A 24,619-nucleotide genomic window follows, 5' to 3' on the forward strand; every position below is an offset into this window, starting at 1 on the left:
ATTGTCTCTTACTTGTTTTGCTTTTGCACAAATGGACTGAAAACCATCAGACTCAGGATTTCGAACAGCACTTGTGCGCCCGCATGTGCAGTGTTGGTGGTAGCGTCATATTGCGGAGCGACCTCAACCACATCGCCTCCCACGAGATTAATGCCTTTAAACCCTCGAATGAGTTCGAGCACTTCCCGCGTCGTCAAACCACCAACTTCCGGCGTCCCGGTGCCCGGCGCAAAACTTGGATCAAGACTATCAATATCGAATGACAGATAGGTCGGGCCATCGCCGATTATGGACCTGGCTTTTTCGATGATCGCCGGGATGCCCAGTCCGGTGACTTCTTCCGCATGAATGACGGTCATGCCGGACTCATAGGAAAACTCCCACAAATACTCGGCAGAGCCACGAATGCCGATCTGGATCGTTCTTGTCGGGTCAAGAACTCCATCCAGAACCGCATTGCGGAATGGACCGCCATGATGGAATTTGGTCTGGTCGAACGCGCCACCCGTATCACAATGCGCATCGATATGGATCATCCCGACAGGGCCATTCTTGCCGACGGCTTTCAGGATAGGGTGGCTGATCGAATGATCGCCGCCGACAGCCAGCGGCAGGACACCGGCATCAACAATCTGGTTGAAGCGCCGTTCAATATCATCATGGCTTTGCTCCAACCTGTAACGGCTGGCAAATGGCACATCGCCAATATCGGCGACGCGAAGGTCAAACACCGGTGCGCATTCCAGAACGTGATTATATGGGCCAATACGCTCGATCGTGCGAACAGCACGCGGGCCGAAACGCGAACCAGGACGATTAGTTACGCCAAGGTCCATCGGCACGCCGACAATGGCTACCTGGAGATTGCCAAAGTCAGGATTAACGGCGTCAATCGGCATATAAGGTGCCGTGAGAAATGTCGGTACACCCGCATAAGGTGCAAGGCGAGTGCCGCTCTTGGAAAATATTTTGTCAGCTACTTTCCGGAATCGTTCATCAAACAACTCACCGCCATGGCTCTCGCCATATTTGGCGCGCAACTCGCTCAGTTTGTTTTCATCCCACGATGGCATAATGCTGGCTTCCCGAAATGTTCATGTCGTTGCAGAATGGTCAGCACACCCTAAAGTGGCAGGGAAATCAATCATCATTCTGTGAACAGGTCATGCGAAATGGTCACAGATGACTTCAATCCGATTGGCTATTAAGAACTTGCTGGACGTGGAAGAAGCGATACAGGAACGAATGATGACTGCTGCAATGCTCAATACCCTCGTAACCCGCCTATCGCCGCCGCCGATACCGGCAGTTCAAGCCTGGGGAAAGTCCTATGATGGCAGCCAGGGTTCGCTGATTGATTTATCGCAAGCTGTCCCGGGCTATCCGGCGCATGAGAAGATGCTGCAATGGCTTGGCGAAGCCGCGTCCTCATTGGCGTACACCAATTACGGCCCCATCGAGGGCGAAACAATATTACGCGAAGCCTATGCCGCTCATGTGTCCGAGATCTATGACGCAAAAATCAGTGCCGACAATATTCATATCACATCGGGCTGCAATCAGGCCTTTGTCTGTGCTTCCATGGTTGCCGCTTCTGCAGGCCATACCATTCTTGTGACCGATCCATTTTATTTCAATCACGAGACGACTTTGGCGATGCTTGGCATCAAAACAGGCAAAGTGAATTGCACTGCGTCGGAGGGTTTTGTTCCCACTATCGACGCCATCCAGATGGCGATGACGCCGGATGTTCGTGCACTTGCTCTTGTAACGCCGAACAATCCGACGGGAGCGATTTATCCTGCCGACAGGCTGCAGGTGATCTTTGATTTTTGCAGGGACGCTGGCATTTGGCTCATTCTTGACGAGACCTATCGGGATTTTTTGCCAGATGGCGCCGGTGCCCCGCATGGCTTGTTTGCTACAGCAGATTGGCAGGAAAATCTGATCGAGCTCTACAGTTTTTCCAAATCCTTTTGCATCCCCGGACATAGGCTGGGCGCAATAGTGGCAGGTGGGGCAGTGGTCGAGCAAATTGCCAAAATCATGGATAATTTACAGATATGTCCGCCCCGCGCCCCACAAGCTGCTCTCGCTCGCGCCTTGCCTGCATTGACGGAATGGCGCGCAGGAAACCGTCTGGAAATTGAAGTGCGGGCAAAAGCTCTTCGCGACGTGATGGCCGAGCTGGACGGATGGGCACTGGAATCGATAGGCGCCTATTTCGCATTTGTCAGGCACCCATTCGAGGGCATGGCGTCAGAGATAGTGGCAGAGCAATTGGCAAAACGTGCTGGAATCCTCGCCCTTCCCGGCGAATATTTCGGCGAAAGGCAAACCCCATTTCTGCGGTTTGCCTTCGCCAATGCCGATGCTCAAACCATCCGCGAGCTGCGGGGAAGGTTGGCTGGATTTGGGCTCTAGTAGCCGCGCGCTGAACCGGAACCGGAACGGCTGTCCATGGCCCCATTATATCGGGCGCCACCGCCCTTGGTAATTTCACCAAGGCTCTTGCCGCCGACAAGAATGCCTGCAGCCTGTCCCCAAATGGTCCAGTCCTGATCGATTCCGACATTATGACCCATTTCCGTCAGAATTTTCATCGTATCGCCGGAAAGCGCGTAAGGCTCCATATAGACCCGGTCAGGCAACCACTGGTGATGAATGCGCGGCGCATCTATTGCCTCTTGTATGTCCATTCCGTGATCAATCACATTGATGATCGCTTCGAGCGTAATAGTGATAATGCGCGCGCCGCCGGGACTGCCAATGACCATAAAGGGCTTGCCATCCTTGGAGATGATTGTCGGACTCATTGAAGAAAGAGGCGTCTTCTTCGGTTGAATCGCATTGGCTTCGCCCTGCACCAATCCGTAAAGATTTGGAACGCCGGGCTTAGAGGTGAAATCGTCCATTTCATTGTTAAGCAATATGCCAGTGCCAGCAGCAACAACACCTGCGCCGAATGAACCGTTCAGGGTATAAGTCACGGCAACGGCGTTGCCCTCATCATCGACAATCGAATAATGCGTCGTCTCTGTGCTTTCGCCGAATCCCTTTGGTGTCAGCTCTTTCGACACGCCGGCTTTATAGGGGCTGATCTTGTCACGGATATCTTTGGCGTATTTTTTATCCAAAAGTTTGGAGACGGGATTATCGACAAAATCAGGGTCACCAAGCGACGCGTTGCGATCCACATAGGCGTAGCGCATTGCTTCTATCATGGTATGAACCGTTTCGGCGGAACCGTAACCCAGATATCCAAGAGGGTAGTTTTCAAGGATATTCAGTATCTCGCAGATGATGACACCACCTGAACTCGGCGGCGGCGAAGAGACAATATCATAACCGCGATAATTGCATTTCACAGGTTCAAGCTCGCGAACCTTGTACTGTTCAAAATCAGCCTTGGCCAAAACGCCGCCACCGGCCCCGCTCGCTTTGACAATGGCATCTGCAATGGGACCTTTGTAGAATGCATCGGAGCCTTTATCGGAAATCGCTGCAAGCGTTGCGGCTAAATCAGCTTGAACCAATGTTTCGCCGATCGCATAAGGCTTCGCGTCCGCCTTCAGGAATATTGCAGCCGCGGCCGGATCGGTGGATAGTTTCTTGGTGCCATTTTGTAGCGATGCGATGTCACCTTGGTCGAGCACAAAGCCATCGCGAGCAAAGCGTATAGCTGGCCCGATAAGTTCCTCGCGCGATTTCGTACCATATTTCTCCCGGGCCATTTCAAAGCCGGCGACAGATCCGGGCACGCCCACAGCCAGATAGCCATTTGTGCTTCGACCTTTGACGATGTTGCCCTGATCGTCGAGATACATGGTCTTGGTTGCTGCAAGCGGAGCCCGTTCGCGGAAGTCGAGGAAAGTGGTCTTCCCATCCTTCAGACGGATCGTCATAAAGCCACCGCCGCCAATATTACCGGCGGTTGGATAAACCACAGCCAGAGCATACCCGACTGCGACTGCGGCATCGACAGCGTTTCCGCCGCTCTTGAGGACTTCGACGCCGACTTCGGATGCAAGGTGCTGAGCTGTGACCACCATTCCATGTTCTGCTGCAACAGGATCCGGCGATGCGGCATAAATCTGCGTCACAGGTGCAAGAGCCAGCCCGAGCGCTGTGACAAAGACTCCTGCCTTCATGAAACGAGTATCCATGACTTCCTCCTATGATTTGAGTGAAGTCAGTGGAGCCTCTTCAGCGGATCAAGTCCAGCGTAAATTGGAAGGCAATTATAAATATAGCGCCCTTATGCGCTCTGATCGAGCTCCGGGTAATGTCTGAAAATGCCGGATGTATTGAAGTCGAGGCGACGTTCCGAACGGAGATAAGCCTTGATATTGGGCCGATTGCCGACCGTGTCATGCAAAGCCTGTAAAGCCGGATAATCTTTGGCCAGATTTGCCGTGGCTCTGGGGAAAGTATAACGAAGTCCCTCGAAAATCTGGAACAGGGAAATATCGACATAGCTCAGTGATTTGCCGATCGTGTGAGCCTTGCCATCAGGATTCCGGTGCAGAACCCGCTCGAAGTAATCCAGGAATTTAGGCATGCGATGTTCGATAAAGTCTTTGGAGCGCAGTTTGGCTGCCTCTTTCTGATCTTCATAATATTGCGTTGTGGCGATGGGATGGTGCGTATCATGCACCTCCGCGACAAAGTCCGTTATGGTCAACTGCAATCCATTTGCGAATATACGCTGGTTTTCATCGCTGGGGGCGAGGTTGAGTTTAGGCCCGAGATAAAACAGGATATTCGCGACATGCGATATGATCAGGTCGCCATCTTTCAGAAAAGGTGGCGCAAAGGGCAGGTGGCGTTCACTCTTGCTTTTGAGCACCTTCATCATCGCGTCAATGCCCCGCTCGGGACCATTCTCGCGCGCGATGTCGATATAATCGGCTCCCGCGTCTTCCAGCGCGAGCCGTATAAATTCACCTCGTCCTTGTAACCCGTCCCAATAATATAGCTCGTAGGGCATAAGCGTCTCCTGCTGCTTCCGTTTTCCCATTTGAGCATGGGAATGTGGCAGAGAGCGACTTATTTCCTCCGGCGGCGCAACTGGTCAAAATAGACGATCACTATGATCAGCACGCCTGTGATAACCCGTTGCCAGAACGAATTGACGTTGAGGAGATTTGCGCCGTTGTTAATGGTGGCAAGGATGAAGGCTCCAAGCAATGGACCTTGAACAGATCCTACAGCTCCAAAAAGACTCGTGCCGCCGATGACGGATGAGGCAATGGCTTGCAGCTCCCAGCCTTCCGCCTGCGTAGGGTTGCCAACTCCGATGCGCGTAGCAAGCAGAATGCCGACGAAGGAAGCGCAAACGGCTGACAGAGTATAGGCAAGGTAGATGGTGCGATTGACGTTTACGCCGGAGAGACGGGAAGCTTCGGCGTTTGACCCAACTGAAAAGAGATATCTGCCCCAACGCGTGTGCTGAAGCAGAATATAGGCAGGGATACCCACGAGGATAACCATCCAAAACAGGTTTGGAACTCCCAGAAAATCATTTCGCGAGAAGTTTGTGAACTCGTCATTATTGATGGAAATGGTTGCACCATTGGTAATCAAAAGACCGATTCCGCGAAGCGATGTGAGTGTTGCCAGAGTGATGATGAAGGGTGGCAACCCCATCTTTACAATGCCGAATCCATGGAAGAGACCGATGCCAAGACCAATGCCAAGGGTAATGAGCACGGCTGCCCAGATTGGAAATCCATTGGCCAGAAGCAATGCCACAATTGTACTGGCAAATCCCGCGATTGCGCCAACAGATAGGTCTATCCCGCCGGTGATGATGACAAAGGTCTGACCCACTGCGAGGATCGCAATCATGGCGCCTTGGCGCAGCAAATTGGCAATGTTGTTTGTTGTCCAGAAGGTCGTGGTTGACAGGCCGAGGATCAGCCATAGAACAAGCAGGAGAGCGAGCAATGTCAGCCCGAAGAGGATGTTGTACCGCTTCTTGGGTGAAATAACTGGTTCCTTGGTATCAACACTCATGATCAGGACTCTCCGGATAAAATTGGGTTGGCCGGGGCCGAACCAAGCGCTTTTGTTAGAATATCTTCATGGCTGGCGGATTTGAATGGATGGGATGCAACCATCTCGCCGCGTCGGAAAACATGAAGTGTATCAGCCAGTTCATAGACTTCCGGCAAATATGAAGAAATCAGGATGATCCCGGCTCCTTGCGATAGCAGCGCCGAAAAAAGGCGATAAATCTCAGCTTTGGTGCCGACATCGACACCGACCGTGGGTTCGTCAAAGATGAAGAGCTTTGCACCGTGATTAAGCCATTTGCCAATGACGATCTTTTGCTGATTGCCGCCTGAAAGGCTGGCAGCGCTTGCACTGCGTGTCGATGTCTTGATGCGCAGGTCGGCGATTTGGCGGTCCGCCTGGGCTGACTCCTTGCTCTTTGATATAATTCCGCCACGGCTAAGTTTCGGATAAACCGGCAGGTTGAGATTCAGGCTTACAGGAAGTGACAGGCAAAGTCCCTGATCCCTGCGGCTTTCCGGGGCGAGTGCGATGCCGAGCTTGATCGCATCCTTCTCGCGGCGAATATTGACCTCCTCGCCTTTCCACAAAATTGAGCCGGAAGACTTTGGATACCGACCAAAAACAGTAGTGACAAACTCGCTGCGCCCCGCGCCGATCAGCCCATAGAGACCGACAATTTCGCCTTCCCGAACAGTCAGCGATATATTTTCGAAGCCTTTGCCGGAGAGATTTCGGGTTTCCAGGATGGGTTTGCCGAACTCGAAACTATCCTTGTGATAAATCTGCTCGATGGAGCGATTGATCATCATGGCAATCAGTTCGTTTTCATTGGTGTCGGCGATGTCTCGCGTACCTACCAAGGTTCCGTCCCGTAATACCGACACCCGGTCGGCAAGTTCAAAGACTTCTTCCATCCGGTGGCTGATATAAACAATGGTTACGCCATTTGCCTGCATGCGCCGGATGAGGGCAAAAAGCTGCATACCCTCTTTTCGTGTCAGATAGGCAGTAGGCTCATCAAATATGAGAAAACGCGCACCTCTTGTCGCCGCACGTGCCGTTGCAATCAATTGCTGCTGGCCGATTGTCAAATCACTGAGCGTGGCATGTGCGGGAAGGTCAAAGCCGAGATCGTCAAGAATCTTCTGTGCGTCCCGCACCATGTTTCGATGTCTAAGCAACCCGAAACGTAGATGTTCTTCACCCAGAAAAATATTGGCGGCAACGCTGAGATGCGGACAAAGAACAACTTCCTGGTGCACGGCATTAATGCCATGCTTGATAGCTTCGATAGGCGTGCCCAATGCCACGGGTTCGCCGAGCCAGTAAACATCGCCGCCCGTGCGCGGAATGACGCCGGTTAAAAGCTTTATGAGGGTTGATTTGCCTGCGCCATTTTCGCCAACAATGGCATGTATTTCACCAGCCTTGAAAGCTAGGTCGGTCGGTTTCAGGGCATGGGTACCAAAATACTGCTTTTCCAGCCCTTTAAGTTCAAGGATAGGTGAATCGGCCGCCATGATCGCAGCGGTTGCATGTGTTCCGTTGCCGGACTGTGATGCAAAGTTCTGAGTTTCCATGGCAGCCTCTTCGATTGGAGAGCAGAATTCCGATTAATCAAGCTTCGGATTCAGCAGCTCCTGCGCGCGTGGCTCGCTCATGTTCGCCTTGGTGATCAGATTGGCACCCGTGTCGACATTGGCTTCGACTTTCTCGCCCTTTGAAGCAGCGAGCGCAGTTTTTACGCCGTCATAACCCATGCGAAATGGATCCTGGACTACCAGAGCGTAAAGCACGCCATCGCTGAGGAATTTCACCAGCTTTTCGTCACTGTCAAAGGCGATGACCTTGATCTTGTCCTGGGCCTTGTTTTCGGCAATCGCCTGGCCTGCGCCCTGACCCATGATCAGGTTGGATGCAAAAATTCCACGTAGTTCAGGATTGGCGGTGATCAAGTCGGTTGTGATATTCAGGCCTGTTGTTGCCTGACCATCTGCAACCTTATCTGCTACCAGCTTGAGCCCTGGATATTTTGCCGCCAATTGCTCTTTAAAGCCCTTGGCCCGTTGATCCAGCGAACCAACGCCGGGAAGCGCGGTGATGATTGCAACATCGCCTTCTGCCTTGCCGTATTTTTCAGTGATTGCAGCAGCCAGACCATCTGCAGCGACACGGCCACCTTCAACATTGTCAGTCGTCAGGAACGATGTGAAAGCCTTGGAGTCCGCAGCAGAGTCGATCCCGATGATCTTTACCGATTTTGCTGCCTCGTCAATCGGCTTACCAAGTGCTTTAAACTCTGTTGGCGAAATCACAATTGCTGCCGGTGAGCCGGAAACTGCATTCTCCAAAATGGATATCTGGCCGTTAATATCCGACTCAGCCTGCGCTCCGAGTTCTGGAACTTTAACGCCGAGATCTTTGCCAGCTTTGCGTGCTCCGGCCAGAACGATCTGCCAATAAAAGGACGTCGTGTCTTTAACGATGATAGGAATGGTGACGTCCTGCGCCCGCACAGGTGCTACACCCATCATGCCCGCCATGATCGCAACGCTGGTTACGCCAAGCACGGTTCTACGATTTATGCTTTTTCCAAAAAGTATCATTTCAGGTTCCTCTCCAAGCGCCTTTCTTGTTTGATTGTCGTCAGGGCTGTGGCGCACTCAACCCCGCTTTGTAGCCATTCTACTTGATTGTGAACTGTTCCACTTCAGCAAAAAATGCCTCGGGTATCGTCACATTCAAAAGATCCATGTTTCTGGTCAGACTAGCAGCTTTGGCGGTTCCGATAAGAACATTCGCAACGACAGTCTCACGCAGAGGAAATTGCATCGCGGCAGCAGCGAGCGGGATGGAATGAGATTTGGCAACGGCCTCCATGGACCGGACACGACTCAAAATATCTTCCGACGCTGGCCCATAATCAAAATTGGCTCCCGGCACCGGCCCTGTTGCCAATATGCCGGAATTGAACACGCCCCCAATGACCAGGGAAATCTTCTTCTTGCGGCATTCTTCCAGCAATCCGCGTTCCGCCGAACGATCCAGAAGCGAGTAGCGTCCGGCCAAAAGGATGCAGTCTATATCGCTTTGTGCGATCACATCCATGCACACCTCAACCTCATTTACCCCAAGGCCGTAAGCGGAAATTGCGCCGGACGATTTCAGCTCTTGCAATGCCCTCATGCCGCCATCCAGAAGTTGCTTCTGATAGACCGCATTCTTTTCAGGACCGTGGGTATATGCGCCGATGTCATGCACATAGAGAATATCTATGCGGTTCAGCCCAAGACGGGCAAAGCTGAACTCGAAAGACCGCATGATACCGTCATAGCTATAATCATAGTCGACGGCGAAGGGCAGGGGATTGACGTAGGAATGGTCCGGGATTTGGTTGTCGGGCACTGGCCTGAGCAAACGTCCAACTTTCGTTGAAAGCACATAGCTGTCGCGTGGTTTCGAGCGCAGGAAATCACCCGTGCGGCGCTCCGAAAGACCAAAGCCGTAAAAAGGTGCGGTATCGAAGTAGCGCATACCCGCATCCCATGCCGTTTGCAGTGCTGCAATGGCATCGTCGCGGGGGCATTCTCTATACAAGCCACCTATCGCCGCGCCCCCAAATCCAAATTGGGTTAAGGCCAGCGGCGTTGCACCTATTGTACGAATTTCCAAGCGTTCCTCCCAGACACGCAAAGTCTATATTGTCTTTTATCGACAAAAAACCTTTGCAGTCAATCGTTCTTGTGCCTAAATAATTTAGGGAACGCTTGTTTTGGCAAGCGGGGAGGGGCGGGATGTCAAAACAGAATACGGTTTTCAAGGAAGGCTACAATAGATGTCTTCATCTGTTGCGCGATGTGGAAACTGTGCCATCCGAATCCGAGCTTGGCGCAAAACTGGGCATAAGTCGAACAACCGTGCGGGCTATCCTTAAAAAGCTGGCGGAGTCCGGCCTGGTTGAAATGGAAAAGCCGGGCAAGGCCGTGCTGCGTAAACCCAGGCCCAAAGATTACTTTCCCGAGGATCAAACGGATTCTCTTTCCGAAATTATCGAACGTAGTTTCATGAAAAGGATTCTTGCCGGTGGCGCGCAGCCGGGCATGCAAATTAATGAACTCGAGCTTGCACGTGACATCGGGGTAGGCACGTCGAGCGTTCGCGAGTTTCTCATACGCTTCAGTCGATTTGGGCTGATCGAAAAACGCAAGAACAGCCATTGGATATTGAAAGGCTTTACGCGGGCCTTTGCGCTGGAACTATTTGAAGTTCGTGAAGTGTTCGAGCTCAGGTCGGCAGTTGCATTTACCAAGCTGCCAGATGATCACCCGGCGCGAGGAAAACTTGATGATCTGGAACTTGAGCACCGAACGCTTCTAAGCGAAATTGACAGCCGGTATACCGAATTTTCCGAACTCGATGAGCGTTTTCACAGGTTGATCCATTCGGCTTCTCACAACCGCTTTGTGGATGATTTCTACGATATTATCGCGATTGTTTTCCACTACCATTATCAGTGGAACAAATTGCACGCGCAGCAGCGCAACACCCGCGCTCTTGAAGAACATTTAGATTATATTGATGCTCTTCGCTCCCGAGACCAGTCCAGGGTCAACAAAGCGTGCCGCGCCCATTTGAAGTCCGCGCGCGACACATTGCTTCAATCCATAATGCCGAAGGAAAGGGAGCAGGAGCCGGGATGATTATTTTTTGCGCATAGCATCTGCCAATGCCGCACCGAAAGCGCCCTGCGATGCAGGGATTTGCGGCTTGGGCGATGGTTTGCGGAACTGAGAAGCATTGTCCGATGAATGTGGCTTTCTGGGACCTTCATTGCCGCCGCCATCTTTGCGCATCGTCAGGCTGATGCGATTGCGTTTGGGATCGACATCGACAACGCGGACTTTGACAACATCCCCCGCTTTGACGATCTCGTGGGCATCCTTGACAAATCTGTCGGCCAATTGGGAAAGGTGCACGAGGCCGTCCTGATGGACGCCAATATCGACAAAAGCGCCGAATGCGGCGACGTTGGTCACTGTCCCTTCGAGCAACATGCCGGGCTTCAAGTCTTTGATGTTGTCAATGCCATCAGCAAAAGCAGCTGTCTTGAACTCCGGTCGGGGATCGCGACCGGGTTTTTCCAGCTCAGCAATAATATCGCGAATGGTGGGCAGACCAAAGCGCTCATCAACGAAGACTCGCGGATCAAGCGCTTTCAAAGCGGTACTGTCATTCATCAATGAGCGCACATCCCTCCCGCAGGCGCTGACGATTTTCTTTGCAACTCCATAAGCTTCCGGATGAACGGCAGATGCATCAAGCGGCTCGCTGCCGTCGCTGATACGCAAAAATCCGGCGCATTGCTCAAAAGCCCGGGGTCCGAGCCGCGCAACTTTTAGAAGTTCGCGGCGGGTTTTAAACGGACCGGTTTGATCGCGGTGAGCGATAATAGCTTCCGCGAGCGACGCGCCCAAACCGGAAATACGCGCCAGCAATGATGCTGATGCGGTATTGAGATCGACACCGACAGCATTGACGGCATCTTCGACGACGCCTTCGAGCGACCGCGCGAGGCGATATTGGTCAACATCGTGTTGATACTGTCCAACACCAATGGATTTCGGCTCGATCTTGACCAATTCGGCAAGTGGATCTTGCAGGCGCCGGGCGATGGATACGGCGCCGCGTAACGAAACGTCCAGTGTGGGAAACTCGGCAGCGGCGGTGGCGGAGGCTGAATAAACGGATGCGCCAGCCTCGCTGACAATGACCTTCAACGGCTTTGGTGCAGGCATGTCACCGAGCATATCGGCGACGAGTTTTTCGGTTTCGCGACTGCCTGTTCCATTGCCAATGGCGATGAGTTCGACCTTGTGCTTCGTGACCAGCCTCGCCAGTTCGGCTTGCGTGCCTCTCACATCATTGCGCGGCGGAAACGGGTAGACGGTCGCCGTATCGAGAAGCTTCCCCGTGCCATCAATGACTGCAACCTTTACGCCCGTGCGAATGCCAGGGTCGAGACCCATTGTTGCCCGCGACCCTGCCGGCGCTGCCAGCAGCAGATCCTTAAGGTTTCGGGCAAATACGCGAATTGCTTCTTCTTCGGAACGCTCGCGCAAGGCCGTCATCAGATCGACGGAGAGGTTGAGAGAAAGCCTGATGCGCCATGTCCAGCGCACGACATCCATCAGCCATGTGTCTGCTGCACCATTTCCTGAAATCGAGTAGGCTTCGGCAATCATCCGTTCCACAGGCTTGATTGCCGACGTATCATCGGCATCAATCTCGATATCGAGGGAAAGCACCTCTTCATTGCGACCGCGCAACATGGCAAGTGCGCGATGGCTGGGCGTGGTTGCCCAACGTTCGAAATGATTGAAGTAGTCAGAAAACTTTGCGCCAGCCTCTTGCTTGCCGTCCACAACCTTCGCACGCAGTACTGCTCTATCTTTCATGTAATTGCGCAAGCGACCGATAAGGTCGGCATTTTCGGAAAACTTCTCGACAAGAATATCGCGTGCGCCATCAAGAGCGGCTTTAACATCAGCAACGTCCGAGGTGACGAAGTTCTTCGCGATTTCCAGCGGAATTGTCCGTCGATCAGATATGATGGCTTCCGCCAAAGGGCCAAGACCTCTCTCGCGGGCAATCTCTGCCTTTGTTCGCCGCTTGGGCTTATATGGCAGATAGATATCTTCCAGTTCGGCTTTGGTGATCGCTGCGGCGATCTTGCCTTCCAGCTCCGGTGTAAGCTTTCCCTGACTTTGGATTTCGTTGATGATCGTGTCACGACGCGCTTCCAGTTCGCGCAGGTAGATCAACCGCTCGTCGAGGGTACGCAACTGTGTATCGTCAAGTCCGCCGGTCACTTCCTTACGATAGCGTGCAATGAAAGGAACCGTAGCTCCGCCGTCCAGCAGCTCTATCGCGGCATTTACCTGATCAGGACGCGCATTGATTTCGGCCGCGATAAGACGGGGGATGCTGGCAGTATTGGTAACAGTCACGTTGTATCCATAAAAATCATGATCGGGCGACCAACATAGTGGCGCCCGACCATGACCGCAATCGCTTGGGAGCGATGGTTTATTGCTTTTTCAACAGCGATTTGGCTTCCTTGATGCCCAATGCTTCAGGACGCGAACAGCTTGTTTTGATATCGATAAATTTCTTTTCCTCACCCGATCTGAGAATCGAAACCATGACGTCGACACCATGCAGTGCGCGCTCCAGCGAACAGCGGATGTCCCGGTCTTCGAGGATTGCCACGGCCATATCGGCAAGACCTGCGGTGCGATAATTCGCCATCATTCCTTGGGAGTGTTTCTGATTGGGCGTACCCAGAGGATGAGCCCAAGCCTTGACCGCCTTGGCTTTCTTGCCCGGCTTTGCAAGTTTTACCTCGCCGCCGAAGAAGTTCGGATCTGGGAGGAACAATGACCCATCCGTGCCATAAAGTTCCATATTGGGGTGGTTATGCGCCCAAACATCCCAGCTTGCCGACAAGGTAATGGATGCGCCGCTTTCGAATTCAAGCAATGCCTGAATTGTCGTCGGTGTTGTTACGTCGATTTTTTCGCCAGCGCGTGGTGCGCTTGAGATCGTGCGTGTCGGACTGGCCATTGACGTGAGTGCAGCAACACGACGTACCGGTCCTATAAGATTGATGAGGTTGGCGATGTAGTATGGACCCAGATCGAGAATCGGCCCGCCACCCGGGCGGAAGAAAAAGTCGGGGTTTGGATGCCAATGCTCCATTCCATGACTCATGACATGGGCCGTCCCGGAAGTTATCGTGCCCACTTGTCCGTCATCCACCAGTTTACGCGCAAGCTGATGCGCGCCGCCGAGAAACGTATCGGGAGCGCACCCGGCTTTAAGGTTTTTCCTGGCGGCAAGTTTTTGAAGTTCCAATCCGTCTTTCAATGAAAGCGTCAAAGGTTTCTCTGAATAGAGATGCTTGCCCGCCGACAATATTTGCTTGGACACGTCAAAATGTGCATCGGGAATGGTCAGGTTCACGACGAGATCAATATCTTCGCTTTCAAGCAATGCATCGATGCTCCGTGCCTCGACGCCAAATTCGGAAGCCCGGGCCGTTGCTGCTGCTTCGTTGATGTCGGCAACAGCGCGAATTTCGATGCCTTTGAACAGGGGGGCCAATTTGAGATATGCCGCAGAAATATTCCCCGAACCGATAATGCCGACGCCTAGTGTTTTGGCCATTTTCTTGGTCTTTCTTCCTGGTGCCTAAACTTTAAAAAGCTTTAACAGTGGCGATAGACTGACGGGCAAACCGCTCATCATCCGCCGGCTTGTCATGTTCCATCACGAAATATTTGACGGGCGTGGTTTTCAACGCGGCTATCAAAGCTTTCCAGTCAACGGTCCCGTGTCCGACATCGGACCAGCCATCCTCGCTTGTATTTTCTCCGGCTGGTGCGATGTCCTTGACATGCACGGCACCGATGCGAGAGCCATAATTCTTGATCCATTCAAAGGGATCACCGCCGCCACGTATGATCCAGGCGATATCTGCTTCCCAGCCTATGCTCGGCGCAGCATCAAAGATCAGCTTCTGGGGAATGGAGCCATCAGCAAGGGCAACGAATTCGAAATCGTGATTGTGCCAACCGAAGGTAAAGCCAGCCTTGCTATAAACACTATGGGCGGCTTCAAGCCGCTGCCCGAACGCCGACCAGCCGGCAGCATCCACAGGTCGCTGTTCTACAGCCAGATACGGACAATAGATCGCTTTGATGCCAAGCGTCTCAGCGATGTCGATCACCTGTTGCGGATCGCTTTCAAGCAAATCAATGCTGAAATGTCCGGTTGGCATTGAGAGGCCATTTGCATCCAGCGCCGCCTTGGTAGCCTCCACGTCGGTATAGACGCCACCATAGCCTTCAACCTGCGCATACCCAAGGCGCTTCAACATTTCCAACGTCTTTTCAAGTGGCGGAAACTCGCGGGAACTGTAGAGCTGGTAAGAAAAATCGGTCATTATATTCTCCGTAATTTATGTCGTCTTGGGATTAGGGTCAGGGCCCTAGATACGGTTCTCGGTCGTGGCATCGAACAGCGAAGCCATGGCGGGATTGAAGTTCAGGTGGACCTTTTCGCCAGGCAGATAGCGCCGGCTGGAATCAACGCGCACGGATATCGGCTTGCCGCCAACTGTCAGCCAAACCAAGCTGTCGGCCCCCATTGGTTCGTCGAGATCAACCGTCGCTTCACAGGACAATCCTGCCGGGCTGGGTTTGTCATTGATCGTGATATGCTCTGGCCGGAAACCAAAAATAACGTCCCGCTCATTTGTCAGCGGTTCCTGCGCGTCGTATGTGGCCAGCGAGACTGTGAGATCGGCTGCCGTGAAGGCTTTATCTTGGTTCGCCCCGGTAATTTTACCTCTTAGAAAGTTCATCGCAGGCGAACCGATGAAACTTGCAACAAAGAGATTGCGCGGCTTGTTGTAGATGGTCAGCGGCTCATCGAGCTGCTGGATCAATCCGCCTTTCATAACCGCAATGCGATCGGCAAGAGTCAATGCCTCGATCTGATCATGGGTTACATAGATCATCGTATTGGCAAGCTTGTGGTGCAGGCGTTTGATCTCCACACGCAGCTCGGAGCGCAGCTTGGCGTCAAGATTGGAGAGCGGCTCATCGAACAGGAACACATCGACATCGCGTACAAGCGCACGTCCTATGGCTACGCGTTGGCGCTGCCCGCCAGAAAGGGCGGCAGGCTTTCGTTGCAATAGTGGTTCCAATTGCAAAATATCGGCTGCATTGGCGATGCGCTGCTGGATTTGGGCCTTTGGCAGCCCGGCGACACGCAAACCGAAGGAAAGATTTTTCTCGACAGTCATTTGGGGATAAAGCGCATAGGACTGAAACACCATGCCAATGCCACGGTCCTTCGGCTCCTCCCACGTTACGTTCTTGCCTTTAATGAATATTTGCCCTTCCGAGATATCGAGCAAACCCGCAATGCAATTGAGCAGGGTTGATTTTCCGCATCCGGACGGGCCGAGCAACACGAGGAATTCGCCATCGGCCACCTCAATATTGAGGTCCTTCAGAACATTGACCGAGCCGAAGCTGACAGACAGATCCTTGATTGAAACACTGTGCACGGTAATCACCCTTTAACAGCGCCAGCGGCTATGCCCCTGACGAAGTATTTGCCTGAGAAAAAGTAGACCAGGAGCGGAACGGCGCCGGTCAAAATGGTGGCCGCCATGTTGACGTTGTATTCCTTCACGCCCTGCGTCGAGTTGACGATGTTGTTCAGCTGCACGGTCATGGGAATGTTCTTGGAGCCTGCAAAAATGACTCCGAGGAGGAAGTCATTCCAGATACCGGTGACCTGTATGATGACCGCAACAATGAAAATCGGAGCTGAGAGCGGCACCATGATCTGGAAGAAAATACGCCAGAAACCGGCGCCGTCGACACGTGCGGCCTTGAACAGTTCGGTGGGGAGAGAAGCGAAGTAATTGCGGAATAGGAGCGTTAGAATCGGCATGCCGAAAATGGTGTGGATCACGATGATGCCGGTCAGTGTCCCGAAGATTCGCAGCTCACGCGTAATAATAACGAGCGGATAGAGCATTACCTGATAGGGTATGAAGGCCCCGAAGAGCAGGACGCTGAAGAATATTTCAGACCCCTTGAAACGCCAATTCGCCAGCGCATAGCCGTTTACGGACGCAATCAGAATTGAAATGATCACGCTCGGGATAAGGATCTGGACCGAATTCCAGAACCCGACTTTCAGACCTTCGCAGTAGAGGCCGGTGCAGGCGCTCGTCCATGCTGTGCTCCAGGGCTGGAACGTGATTTCAACGGGCGGCGAGAAAATATTGCCAAGCCGAATTTCGGGCATGCCTTTCAGCGAAGTGACGATCATTACGTAGAGCGGCAGCACGTAATACAGCGCGGCGACCGCCAGGACTCCGTAGATCATGATCTTCGCTGGAGTGAATGTTCGTGTCGGCCGCCTGCCGTGCGGTTCGGTGGATATAGTATTGATCGCGGTCATTTGCGTTTTCCTCCGCGATATTCCATCAGAGCCCATGGAATGATGATGATGAGAACGGTGGTCAGCATGATCGTAGAGGCAGCCAGACCCTGTCCGAGATTGGCGCGCCGGAACATGAACTCGTAGACATATTTGGCCGGCACCTCACTGGCGTTGCCGGGCCCCCCGCCTGTCAGAGCGACGACGAGATCATAGACGCGTACAATTCCGGTTGAGACCAGCACTATGGTGGTGATGAAAACAGGACGCATCATGGGAATGACAATGAAAAGATATGTCTTCCAGATGGGGATGCCGTCCACGCGTGAGGCTTTCCAGATATCCTCATCAATCCCTCGCAGACCCGCCAGCATAAGCGCCATAACGAGGCCCGTACCATGCCAGAGACCGGCAATAACGACGGCGTAGATGGCAAAGCGCTGATCATTGAGAATTGAGAAAGTGAAGGTTTCAAATCCCAGATCGCGAACCACGCGCTGTATGCCGAATGTGGGTGTGAGAATCCACTGCCAGACAAGGCCCGTGACAATGAATGACAGGGCATAGGGATAAAGGAAAACAGTTCGAAAGGCCCCCTCAAAGCGGATTTTCTGATCCATGAGGGCAGCAAGAATGAAGCCGATCACAGTCGAAAACACGAGGGTAAACACGCCGAATATGCCGAGGTTTATAGCCGAAACATTCCAGCGAGGCGTGTTGAAGAGCCGCGTATATTGATCAAATCCAACGAATGTGAGCTCGGGAAGAGATCGCGAGGACGTAAACGACAGCACGACCGTCCACAAAGTGCAACCAATGAAGACAATAAGAACCGTCGCAATCATTGGCACGGCTGCGACCTTGGCATTCAAGTTCTTGAAAAGAGTGTTGGGGCGCGCTGCGTGACTCATTATTTTCTCCGTCAGGCCGGGCCGCTCACTGCCATTTGTTTTGAGCAAATGGCAGTTTGGGCGGGGATGACTATTGGGCCTGTTCGATGATGCTGACGAAGCGAGCCTGCGCGTCCTCGACTGTCATGCTGGCATCGGCAAAGAACTCTTTGGACAGGTCTTCAACTTCCAGCTTTGTGTCTGGCGAAAGCAGCTGATTGACAGATGGCACTACATTGTCGAGTTTGTTGAGAACCTCGACGCCTTTCTTCATACAGGCATTTGCTGCGGCCAGATCGACATCGCCGCGGATCGGAAGCGATCCCTTGGCAAGATTGAATGCTACCTGCGTTTGCTTTGAAACCATCATGCTGGCGAGCTTAAGCTGCGCTTTGGTCACTTCCGGGTTTTCGTTCTTCGGGAAGTAGAAAGCGTCACCGCCAGTATTGAGGACAGGATTATTACCAAGGCCGAGCAGGCAATCATAATCTGTACCGGCTACCTTTCCAGCGACGCCAAATTCGCCTTGCGCCCAATCGCCCATGATCTGAGCGCTTGCTTTCCCGCTTATGACGAGACTTGTAGCCTCATTCCAGGAACGTCCGACATAGCCGGGGTCGGCTAACTCACGGGCTTGGGCATAGGCCTCAAAAACCGCCTTCATTTCGGGGCTGGCCGCTGCCACGGCATCCTTGTCACGATATACTTTGAGAAAAAGCTCCTTGCCGCCGATGGAAGAAACCATATCGTTGAAAATCAGGTTGACCTGCCATGCATCGCCGGTCGCCAAGGGAATGATGTCTTTTTCTTTGAGTTTTGGCCCAGCCGCAACAAACTCCTGCCAGTTGGCCGGGACGGATACGCCGCCCGCTTTGAACGCAGCCGGATTTACCCACATCCATTGTTCCGTATGAATATTGACGGGGACGCAGTAAATCTTGCCCTCATATTTGCAGGCATCGAAGAGTTTTGATGGCCGGATAAAATCTGCCCAACCTTCCTTGGTAGCAATCTCGGTAAGGTCGGTCATAAGCCCGGCTTTTACGAGGTCTTCGGCGTCCCGGCCCGTATTGAGCTGCGTCGCACCCATTGGATTGCCGCCAAGAATGCGGCTGACAATGATGGGGGTGGCTGTGCTGCCGCTTCCGGCAATGGCTCCATCGACCCATTTATCACCGCCCAGCTTATTGAAGGATTCCGCAAGCACCTTTGCAGCAGCGGCTTCACCGCCTGCGGTCCACCAATGGGTGACCTCAAGGTCTGCGGCTTTGGTATTGTTGATCGTAAGCAGGAATGTTGAAGTGGCTAATACGGCAAGAGCTGTACTGTAACGCATCTTTTCCTCCCAAATCTGAAACGTTACAGGTAGGCTAGACTAAACTTTGCGTGGGCGCAATTCCCCGCGTTTATTTTTCTTGTGCAGGCGTCTCTGTGTTGAAAACCAAGCAATTTTAGAGGCTTTTGTCATACTTCATGCAAGTTTTTGTCGTTGCAACGCACGCTTACACCAGTTTAAGTTGTGCAATAGAATGTCAGGGAGCTATACTGCAGCAACAAGGAAACGTAATGTTTCTGAAACGATACAGAAGCGCTGCATGGTGAAGGATGGCCTTGACGGGCCAGCAAGATATGAACGCAAAAGATTTGAGACGTGGTTCGAGCAGCGAAGCAGTGGAGCTTCCCGAAGGAGAGCGTCCAACTTTAAAGACGATAGCCTTCATGGCCGGGCTGGGTGTGACAACTGTTTCGCGCGCATTGAAAGACGCGCCAGAAATTGGCCGCGCAACCAAAAACCGCGTGCAACTCATCGCAAAACAGATTGGCTACCGGCCCAACCGTGCTGGCGTAAGGCTGCGAACCGGCAAGACGAATGTTATTAGTCTTGTGCTCAATGCGCAGTCGGAAATTATGGGCCTGACGTCAAACATGGTCTATGGCATTTCCGAGATATTATCGCAGACGCCGTATCATCTGACCGTTACGCCCTATTCGGCTGAAAATGATCCCATGCAGCCCATTCGCTACATCGTGGAAACAGGTTCTGCCGACGGCATTATCATGTCACGAACGGAGCCTGACGATGCGCGCGTCCGTTATCTTACCGAGCACGGCATCCCATTTGCTACCCATGGGCGGACAGAAATGGGGATCGAGCATCCGTTCCATGATTTCGACAATGAAGCATTTGCCTATAAATCCGCGAGAAGCCTGCTGATCAAAGGACGCAAGAAAATTGCGATGATGGCCGGCCCCACCTCTGCGGTAACCTACCATAGGCATCTGGAGCGGGGGTTCTCCCGGGCAATCGAGGAGGGCGGTGCGCAGGCTATTCTGGTTCCTGATATTGACGTGGACACATCGCTTGGGCGCATTCGTGATCGAACGGAAGAAATAATGTCCGGCCAAAATCGCCCGGATGGAATTGTCTGTTGTAGCGGGAGCGCAGCCATTGCTTTGGTTGCAGGAATTGAAGCGGCTGGCCTCAAAATTGGCAGGGATGTTGATCTCGTATCGAAACAATCGAGCGACGTGCTGAAATGGTTCCGACCGGAAATAATCGTGTTTAACGAAGATGTTCGCCACGCCGGGCGGGAACTGGCACGCGCTGTGTTACGCCGCATCGAAGGAGTGGATGCACGGGAGTTGCAGAGCCTGAGTTATCCGGATGAATAGCGGTGGGGTCCCCATCGGCAAATGGGTGGTGCGTGTCAAAGCACGCACCACATTCATGCCTGATCAGTTATTCTCGTTCAGGATTTCACGCTTGCCGACATGATTTGCTGGCCCAACGAGTCCTTCTTTTTCCATGCGCTCCACAAGGGAAGCGGCACGATTGTAGCCAATTTGAAGGCGGCGCTGGATGTAGGATGTTGAGCATTTTTTATCGCGCAACATGATTTTTACCGCTTGATCATAAAGCTCGTTTCCGTCTTCGGAAGCCATACTGCCTTTGTCGAAAACTGCGCTGTCCTCGTTTTCGACTTCTTCTTCCTCGGTCTCGTCGGCAGTGACCGTATCGAGATAATCCGGCTGACCTTGCGCCTTCAGGTGTGTAACGATCTGTTCCACTTCTTCATCTGAGACGAAGGGGCCGTGAACGCGGGCGATCCGGCCGCCGCCGATCATATGCAGCATGTCGCCTTGGCCCAAGAGCTGTTCGGCACCCTGCTCGCCCAAAATGGTGCGGCTGTCGATTTTCGATGTTACTTGAAACGAAATACGCGTCGGGAAGTTGGCCTTGATGGTGCCGGTAATGACGTCGACGGAAGGACGCTGCGTTGCCATGATCAGGTGAATGCCAGCCGCACGTGCCATTTGCGCCAAACGCTGTATCGCGCCTTCGATATCCTTGCCGGCCACCATCATCAGGTCGGCCATCTCGTCGACGATGATGACAATGTACGGCATTGCCGTCAGATCCATTTCTTCCTGTTCATATTCAGGTGTGCCCGTGCCCTTATCGAAGCCCGTTTGAACCGTGCACATCACGGTTTCGCCTTTTTCCCGGGCGCTGGCAACGCGAGCATTGAAACCATCAATATTGCGGACGCCGAGTTTCGACATTTTGCGATATCGATCTTCCATTTCGCGAACCGCCCATTTCAATGCCATGACGGCTTTCTTGGGATCGGTAACAACAGGGGTAAGCAGATGCGGAATGCCATCATAGATCGACAGTTCCAGCATCTTCGGATCGACCATGATCAAGCGGCACTCGTCGGGAGTGAGCCGGTAGAGCAGGGACAGGATCATCGTATTTATCGCAACGGATTTACCAGAACCCGTGGTACCAGCCACCAGAAGATGGGGCATCTTGGCGAGCTCAGCGATCACCGGCTCGCCGCCGATGGTCTTTCCAAGACAGAGCGCCAGTTTGAACTTTGTCTTGTCGAAGCTGTCAGATTCGATCATTTCCCGCAGGAACACCGTCTCGCGTGTCGTGTTGGGCAGTTCAATACCAATAACATTGCGCCCTGGAACCACTGCAACGCGTGCTGACAATGCAGACATGGAACGCGCAATATCGTCAGCAAGGCCAATGACGCGCGAAGATTTTACGCCCGGGGCAGGTTCGAACTCATATAATGTGACCACCGGTCCTGGACGAACATGAATGATCTCGCCGCGAATGCCGAAATCTTCCAGGACACTCTCAAGCAAACCAGCATTCTGCTCCAGCGTTTCCTGCGAAATGGTGATCGTATCCTGCGCAGTATGTTCCTGTAACAAGTCGACCGGCGGCTTCTCGTATCCGACGTGGGTTGGCGGCGCCATGCGCGTCTCGATGCCACCGACAATGGCAAGCCGTCTTTGCGGTCCAAGCGTTTGCGCAGGCGCAGGTGCTGGCTGTGGAGCAATCTCACGCCGCTGCACGACAACTTGCTGTTGGGCGATAGGAGCCGGAGACTCCTCCACCAAGGCCTCGACGACCGTCTCTATCGTGTCATTCCCGGTCAATGCGGCGTTTAGCTGATCTTCTGACTTTTCGGGCGCAGAAGGAGCCAAAAGCTGCGGGTCGATAGCTTCCGCAGCAAGAGCCTTTTTATACTCCACGATACGAAAACGGGCGGTGATCTCATCAGGGCTGTATTGTATCTTTTTTGGGCGCACATAAGCGCTGGTGACCGGAGCTACATCAGCGATCACGCCCATGCTGTCCCAGAATGCGAAGTCTGACACATAGGCATAAGCCGAGCTGGCTGCCTCTTTGGCCGGGGACGATGCCGCGACTGTATTTTCGTGTTTCTCTTCGATGGAGACGGTCGGAACCTTGCCCGCTAAAACCGGTGAACGTTCTGGTTGCGCAGGGGCTGCCTGCACGACGGGCGGGCGCGGTGGAGCCACAGGTGCCTTGAACCCGACAGGGGCGGCTTTTTGCGCCGTGGAAACCTGTACAGGCGTTGGAGCTGGCTGCTCTTTGCCCTTTTGCAATTCACTGTCTGGCGTCCGTGTGAAACGGACATTCTCAGACAAGGAGAACATGCGCTTTGAAATTGGTGCCGTCGCAGCATCCGGCAACACATAGCCCGCGCTTTGCAACCGCTCCATGGGATGCGCAGAGGCTTGCGCGACAGGCGGCGCCGAACGGCGAACGTTTACAGGTGCATAGGCCGGAGCCGGGGCTGGATTGGGGGCGGGGGCACTTGCAGGAGGTGTCTGATTTGCCTCTGTTGTCTCGTAGTCATCTGATTTTATTGGGAAATTTGTTCTGGAAATATGCATGATGCCTGCGAACGAAACGGGATGAGGTGACCGGATTTGTGCCGCTCTAGGAATAGAAAATGAAGGTTAACAACTCTCTACCGAGCATCACTTTCTCACCGTTCCATACGCAAAAAAATATCCCGGATTTGGCCCCGGGATGATAATAATTATAAATATATGTTGCGGGCGATGGGCCGATTGTCAGGCTTGGCGTTGCAGCAATGCCCCAGATGCGTGGGCTGCGTTGTTGACGCCATCAATACCAGTCGCAACGACGGAAACGCGGAAAACACCTTCCAGAGCATCGTCAAATGTAGCGCCGAGAATGATATTCGCCTGATCGTCAACTTCCTCCCGAATGCGGGTTGCGGCTTCGTCAACTTCAAACAGTGTCATGTCGCGGCCACCGGAGATGGAAACGAGAACGCCTTTGGCACCCTTCATCGATTCCACATCAAGCAGCGGATTGGCGATTGCTGCTTCCGCAGCGGCCTGAGCGCGCCCTTGGCCCGTGCCTTCGCCGGTACCCATCATGGCCCGGCCCATATCCCGCATCACGGATCGCACATCGGCAAAATCCAGATTGATGAGGCCTTCGCGCACCATCAAATCGGTGATGCATGCGACGCCTGAATAAAGAACCCGGTCAGCGATGGCGAAGGCATCGGCGAATGTTGTGTTGGCGCTGGCGACGCGGAAAAGGTTCTGGTTGGGAATGACGATCAAAGTATCGGCGCTCTCGCGCAGTGCTTCAAGGCCTTCTTCAGCCATCCGCATGCGGCGGGTTCCCTCGAAGGAAAACGGTTTTGTGACGACGCCAACGGTAAGGATGCCTGCGGAACGCGCTGCGCGTGCAATCACCGGAGCTGCACCTGTTCCGGTGCCGCCGCCCATGCCAGCTGTAACGAAACACATATGTGTTCCTGTCAGATGGTCCATGATTTCGTCGATGCTTTCCTCAGCAGCAGCGCGGCCGATTTCCGGATGCGATCCGGCACCCAGGCCCTGCGTGACATTTGCGCCCAGCTGTATAAGCCTGGTCGCCTTGGACATCGACAGTGCCTGCGCATCTGTGTTTGCAACGATGAATTGCGTTCCTTGCAGGTTTTCGCGGATCATATTGTTGACCGCATTACCGCCGCCACCTCCAACACCGAACACGGTAATATTCGGCTTCATCTCGGAAATTTCCGGTTTTTGAAGGTTGATCGACATGGTGCAATCCTTGTTCCGCGCCGCTCACTATCATCGGCGTACAGGTCTAAATCTCAAAATATCGCGTCCGTGAGAATCAAAACTGAAAATATCCCGGAGCGGCGGCAAAGAATCAGAAGGAGGTTTGCGGCGCAAGCCCTGAAATGGTCACTTATCGTATCGCTTACGTTTTTCTTTGCGTTCCAACAGAGTGGGGCTCCCTAGCATTGCGCCCGAAAAGCGCAGTCAACAGACGTTCATGTTGATCCTTTACGGATGCATTT

At 53.2% G+C, this 24,619-nt stretch carries 18 protein-coding genes and 1 pseudogene; 3 read left to right on the forward strand and 16 right to left on the reverse strand.

Annotated elements, in window-relative coordinates; genetic code table 11:
• Positions 1–8: 8 nt before the first annotated feature.
• The gene (gene speB / locus AC6CHM_RS18075; protein ID WP_498173936.1) at positions 9–1,073 is read right to left on the reverse strand and encodes an agmatinase; all 1,065 of its coding nucleotides are present in this window, start codon (positions 1,071–1,073) and stop codon (positions 9–11) included.
• Between the two features lie 175 nt (positions 1,074–1,248).
• Between speB and AC6CHM_RS18080 the strand changes: the two genes are divergently transcribed.
• Positions 1,249–2,424, forward strand: a complete 1,176-nt coding sequence (locus AC6CHM_RS18080; RefSeq protein WP_498174171.1) for an aminotransferase — start codon at positions 1,249–1,251, stop codon at positions 2,422–2,424.
• Here AC6CHM_RS18080 and ggt read toward each other — a convergent pair.
• The 6 genes from ggt to AC6CHM_RS18110 all read right to left on the reverse strand — a co-directional run bounded on the left by ggt (position 2,421) and on the right by AC6CHM_RS18110 (position 9,693).
• The gene (ggt, locus tag AC6CHM_RS18085) at positions 2,421–4,151 is read right to left on the reverse strand and encodes a gamma-glutamyltransferase (RefSeq protein WP_498174173.1); all 1,731 of its coding nucleotides are present in this window, start codon (positions 4,149–4,151) and stop codon (positions 2,421–2,423) included. The genes AC6CHM_RS18080 and ggt overlap by 4 nt on opposite strands.
• 107 nt (positions 4,152–4,258) lie before the next feature.
• Positions 4,259–4,990, reverse strand: a complete 732-nt coding sequence (locus tag AC6CHM_RS18090) for a glutathione S-transferase (protein WP_498173937.1) — start codon at positions 4,988–4,990, stop codon at positions 4,259–4,261.
• Positions 4,991–5,049: 59 nt separating this feature from the next.
• Entirely contained in the window at positions 5,050–6,018 is a 969-nt protein-coding gene (locus AC6CHM_RS18095) for an ABC transporter permease (RefSeq protein ID WP_115053385.1), read from the reverse strand.
• A 2-nt stretch (positions 6,019–6,020) separates the two neighbouring features.
• Positions 6,021–7,541, reverse strand: a complete 1,521-nt coding sequence (locus AC6CHM_RS18100) for a sugar ABC transporter ATP-binding protein (RefSeq protein WP_498174175.1) — start codon at positions 7,539–7,541, stop codon at positions 6,021–6,023.
• A gap of 93 nt (positions 7,542–7,634) precedes the next feature.
• Positions 7,635–8,564 (reverse strand): ABC transporter substrate-binding protein, encoded by a 930-nt coding sequence (locus AC6CHM_RS18105; protein ID WP_307275967.1) that lies wholly within the window; start codon positions 8,562–8,564, stop codon positions 7,635–7,637.
• 142 nt (positions 8,565–8,706) lie between these two features.
• Positions 8,707–9,693 (reverse strand): aldo/keto reductase, encoded by a 987-nt coding sequence (locus AC6CHM_RS18110; RefSeq protein WP_115053387.1) that lies wholly within the window; start codon positions 9,691–9,693, stop codon positions 8,707–8,709.
• Between the two features lie 122 nt (positions 9,694–9,815).
• Here AC6CHM_RS18110 and AC6CHM_RS18115 point away from each other — a divergent pair, with 122 nt between their 5' ends.
• Positions 9,816–10,721: a GntR family transcriptional regulator gene (locus AC6CHM_RS18115; RefSeq protein WP_115053388.1), complete on the forward strand. Its 906-nt coding sequence runs from the start codon at positions 9,816–9,818 to the stop codon at positions 10,719–10,721.
• Here the strand turns inward: AC6CHM_RS18115 and AC6CHM_RS18120 are convergent, their stop codons facing one another.
• From AC6CHM_RS18120 to AC6CHM_RS18150, 7 genes are all read right to left on the reverse strand, one after another.
• The gene (locus AC6CHM_RS18120) at positions 10,722–13,028 is read right to left on the reverse strand and encodes a Tex family protein (protein WP_498173938.1); all 2,307 of its coding nucleotides are present in this window, start codon (positions 13,026–13,028) and stop codon (positions 10,722–10,724) included. It abuts the gene before it with no gap.
• Between the two features lie 79 nt (positions 13,029–13,107).
• Positions 13,108–14,247: a Gfo/Idh/MocA family protein gene (locus AC6CHM_RS18125; protein WP_115053389.1), complete on the reverse strand. Its 1,140-nt coding sequence runs from the start codon at positions 14,245–14,247 to the stop codon at positions 13,108–13,110.
• A 31-nt stretch (positions 14,248–14,278) separates the two neighbouring features.
• Positions 14,279–15,025: a sugar phosphate isomerase/epimerase family protein gene (locus tag AC6CHM_RS18130; protein WP_498173939.1), complete on the reverse strand. Its 747-nt coding sequence runs from the start codon at positions 15,023–15,025 to the stop codon at positions 14,279–14,281.
• Between the two features lie 45 nt (positions 15,026–15,070).
• A complete protein-coding gene (locus tag AC6CHM_RS18135) occupies positions 15,071–16,168 on the reverse strand; it encodes an ABC transporter ATP-binding protein (RefSeq protein WP_498173940.1) in 1,098 nt (365 codons plus the stop codon).
• A complete protein-coding gene (locus AC6CHM_RS18140) occupies positions 16,165–17,067 on the reverse strand; it encodes a carbohydrate ABC transporter permease (RefSeq protein ID WP_115053392.1) in 903 nt (300 codons plus the stop codon). The genes AC6CHM_RS18135 and AC6CHM_RS18140 overlap by 4 nt, the downstream gene beginning before the upstream one ends.
• A complete protein-coding gene (locus tag AC6CHM_RS18145; protein ID WP_307275504.1) occupies positions 17,064–17,957 on the reverse strand; it encodes a carbohydrate ABC transporter permease in 894 nt (297 codons plus the stop codon). The genes AC6CHM_RS18140 and AC6CHM_RS18145 overlap by 4 nt, the downstream gene beginning before the upstream one ends.
• A gap of 70 nt (positions 17,958–18,027) precedes the next feature.
• On the reverse strand, positions 18,028–19,272 hold the full coding sequence (locus AC6CHM_RS18150; RefSeq protein WP_115053394.1) for an extracellular solute-binding protein: 1,245 nt from the start codon (positions 19,270–19,272) through the stop codon (positions 18,028–18,030).
• Between the two features lie 293 nt (positions 19,273–19,565).
• Between AC6CHM_RS18150 and AC6CHM_RS18155 the strand changes: the two genes are divergently transcribed.
• Positions 19,566–20,609 (forward strand): LacI family transcriptional regulator, encoded by a 1,044-nt coding sequence (locus tag AC6CHM_RS18155; RefSeq protein ID WP_115053815.1) that lies wholly within the window; start codon positions 19,566–19,568, stop codon positions 20,607–20,609.
• Between the two features lie 63 nt (positions 20,610–20,672).
• On the opposite strand, the gene AC6CHM_RS18160 is transcribed toward AC6CHM_RS18155, so the two are convergent.
• Together AC6CHM_RS18160 and ftsZ are read right to left on the reverse strand one after the other, a co-directional pair.
• Positions 20,673–22,985: a DNA translocase FtsK gene (locus AC6CHM_RS18160; protein ID WP_498174177.1), complete on the reverse strand. Its 2,313-nt coding sequence runs from the start codon at positions 22,983–22,985 to the stop codon at positions 20,673–20,675.
• 405 nt (positions 22,986–23,390) lie between these two features.
• Positions 23,391–24,356: pseudogene (ftsZ, locus tag AC6CHM_RS18165) on the reverse strand (cell division protein FtsZ); the annotation flags it as partial.
• Positions 24,357–24,619 lie beyond the last annotated feature (263 nt).

This window comes from Phyllobacterium sp. GQ127 (assembly GCF_059758635.1).